We start from the raw sequence: 2,775 nt of genomic DNA on the forward strand, positions 1-2,775 counted from the left end.
TAGGGATTATTATAAATGTATCGTACGAATTACAATTGTGATCACAATGGGTGAGGTGAATAAACAGAAACGAGTGGAAGGGATTCAGGTTTTTGTGCTATGCGGACTAATTCAGCCCTTTTTGCTCTCTGGTCAATAAATGCCCCTGTTGTGATTATCGCTTTGGGCAATTAATTAGTCATGGAAGGAAGTGGATAAGAAGTGTATAATATTAAAAAATATTGGGTAGCTCCTTTAACGATATTTATGGTGTTCAGTTTCCTGATTATTGCTGCACCGTCGGTACCCGCAATGGCAGAACCTTTATATGTAACGACCACTAGTGTTAATTTGCGCAGCCAACCGAATACGTCTTCATCAGTTCTCTTCACAATGGCGGAAGGAACAGCTTGTGTCTATCTTGGACAAAGCCAAAACGGATTCTTGAAGGTACAGGCGTGGAATCCGAGTAGTAGTGCGTGGAACCAAGGCTGGGTTGCTACTAATTATGTCAATGCCAGCAAAGTGGCCAGTAATCAAAGCGGCTCCGCCAAAGTCATTTATAATTCCAGCTTGGGTGATTCCGGAGACAGAATTTCAGCAGATGGATATGTTGTCTATGCGAGTTCTTCCGGAAGTTGGCTCAATCTTACCTGTTATTCCCTTAGTAATGCAGATTATACAGAGTTTAATAGGTATCACGACAGTGGAGGATGGCATGATCGTTCGACTACTTCATATGTTTACGGCAGGTATAAGGTTTCTGGCCCATCGTATTACTGGTTTGCTCTTAATTAATTGATACGTAGGGAGGGATTATTTACAATGATGAAATTTACTAAACGAATTCCCAGAATGCCTGTTTTCATATTGGTTATAGCAGTTTTGGTCACTGGGATAGCCTACTACGGAGTTAGCACCCAAGCGCAAGATCCGCCCAAATTGGATTTGGGGGATATGACTTTACAGATCAATAAAGTCGAATACGCCTTGGCACCGGCTTATAATGACCTACCAGATAATGTGGAAGTATTCATTGAACTCTACAACAACGAAGGTAAGGATGTTGCCTGTAAACCCACCGGTGAATTAATTTTTCTGTCTTCTAAGGGAAAACAATATCCAACGCCCGATAGGGAATATGGTGAGGAAATAAGTTCGTTTAACCTCAAACGGCTCCAACTCCTGAATCAAGACACCAAAAAACTCATTGACATGGGGTTAGCTAAACCTGATCAGCTACTTCCGGAGGGTCTTTTCCGTTGCGGATTTAGCACCCCAATTGACCGGGGGGATAGAATTATAACCGTATTGTATAAAAACGGCGATGCCGTGAAAAAATTGGATATCTCCCAGGTTGAAACGGTGGTACATGAACGTAAGACTGAACTTGGCGAGGAAGACTTCGTAGTCCAGAGAGACCGGGAACTGTACGGGCCATAATGCTTTTGAGCTGACAGTATATTAATAAGGAGACAAATACTCGTCAAGCAGTATCAGGGGTCATTGTACCCCTGATACTAGTGAAATTATTTCAAATATATCAGTGAAATGAAGACAGATGTTTGCTCATATTAACGGGAGGGTATATGGATTGAATAAACGAATTCCCAAAATACCTATTTTCATATTGGTTATAGCAGTTTTAGTCACCGGGATAGCCTATTATGGAGTTAGCACCCAAGCGCAAGATCCGCCCAAATTGGATTTGGGGGATATGACTTTACAGATCAATAAAGTCGAATACGCCTTGGCACCGGCTTATAATGACGCGCTTGATAATGTTGAAATCTTTGTTGGACTGTATAATAACAAGGGTATGGATGTAGCCTGCAAACCTGCTGGTGAATTGTATTTAATATCTTCTAGTGGTAAACAATATCCAACACCCGAAATTGCAATCAATGAAAAAATAAATTTGTTTAACCCGTATGATCTTCAAATACTCCAATACTTAAATCAAGACACACAGAAACTCATTGATATGGGAAAAGCTACGGCTGATGAGCTTCTGCCTGCCGGTCTTTTCCGATGTGGATTCGTCTACAGTATTGAACGAGGAGATAAGATTATCGCCGTATTGTATAAAAACGGCGATATCGTGAAAAAATTGGATATCTCCCAGGTTAAAACGGTGGTACATGAACGTAAGACTGAACTTGGCGAGGAAGACTACGTAGTCCAGAGAGACCGGGAACTGTACGGGCCATAATCGCTTTGAACGAATGAAGTATAGATAAGGACAAACAAATACCCAGCACAAGTTTCAGTGGTACGACTACCCCTGAAACTTGTGATCTATCTTACATTGTGATTCCATGCTATGATTGAAATAAAAAGTATGAAAAGGCCGCAGCAAAACCCAACCGGGGGTGACAAGTATACAGCGGGACGGAGTTATAATCGGTTACAAATTATCGTACTAACCACTCATAATCCTGCCGACAGTCCACAATATAGTCAACTTACACCGTCTGATCCTTAATCTGATATAGAATCAGATACCTTTTTCCCGCCAACATCCTGTGATATTTGTTGGGAGGAATAAAATCTGCTTCTAAAAACGGAAAACGCTCCGGCATTTGATAAAGGGAGTTGATAGCATCCATTAGATCATTTTTTACCTTACGGGTAGCGGGCAGGTTTTTCTGCGCCAAAAAATGAACATGGCCCGCCAACATCTGACGAGCCCGGTCGGAGACAATTACCTTATGTTGATGTTTCTTTTCCATGCTCTACCTCATCAAGAATGCTTTCCAAATAGCTGTCCCCTGAAAATATATTACTTTAATATTC

Annotated in this window: 4 protein-coding genes; 3 read left to right on the top strand and 1 reads right to left on the bottom strand. The window is 41.3% G+C overall.

Annotated elements, in window-relative coordinates; translation table 11 throughout:
* Positions 1 to 201: 201 nt before the first annotated feature.
* From AAV90_RS14295 to AAV90_RS00465, 3 genes are all read left to right on the top strand, one after another.
* Positions 202 to 777, top strand: a complete 576-nt coding sequence (locus tag AAV90_RS14295; protein WP_076982579.1) for an SH3 domain-containing protein — start codon at positions 202 to 204, stop codon at positions 775 to 777.
* Positions 778 to 804: 27 nt separating this feature from the next.
* Positions 805 to 1,422, top strand: coding sequence for a hypothetical protein (locus AAV90_RS00460; RefSeq protein ID WP_046494653.1), 618 nt, complete (start codon positions 805 to 807; stop codon positions 1,420 to 1,422).
* A 151-nt stretch (positions 1,423 to 1,573) separates the two neighbouring features.
* Entirely contained in the window at positions 1,574 to 2,191 is a 618-nt protein-coding gene (locus AAV90_RS00465) for a hypothetical protein (protein ID WP_046494656.1), read from the top strand.
* A 253-nt stretch (positions 2,192 to 2,444) separates the two neighbouring features.
* Here AAV90_RS00465 and AAV90_RS00470 read toward each other — a convergent pair whose 3' ends face one another.
* The gene (locus tag AAV90_RS00470) at positions 2,445 to 2,711 is read right to left on the bottom strand and encodes a type II toxin-antitoxin system RelE/ParE family toxin (protein WP_046494658.1); all 267 of its coding nucleotides are present in this window, start codon (positions 2,709 to 2,711) and stop codon (positions 2,445 to 2,447) included.
* Between the last annotated feature and the right edge of the window lie 64 nt (positions 2,712 to 2,775).

This window comes from Syntrophomonas zehnderi OL-4 (genome assembly GCF_000983115.1).
Taxonomy (GTDB): domain Bacteria; phylum Bacillota; class Syntrophomonadia; order Syntrophomonadales; family Syntrophomonadaceae; genus Syntrophomonas_B; species Syntrophomonas_B zehnderi.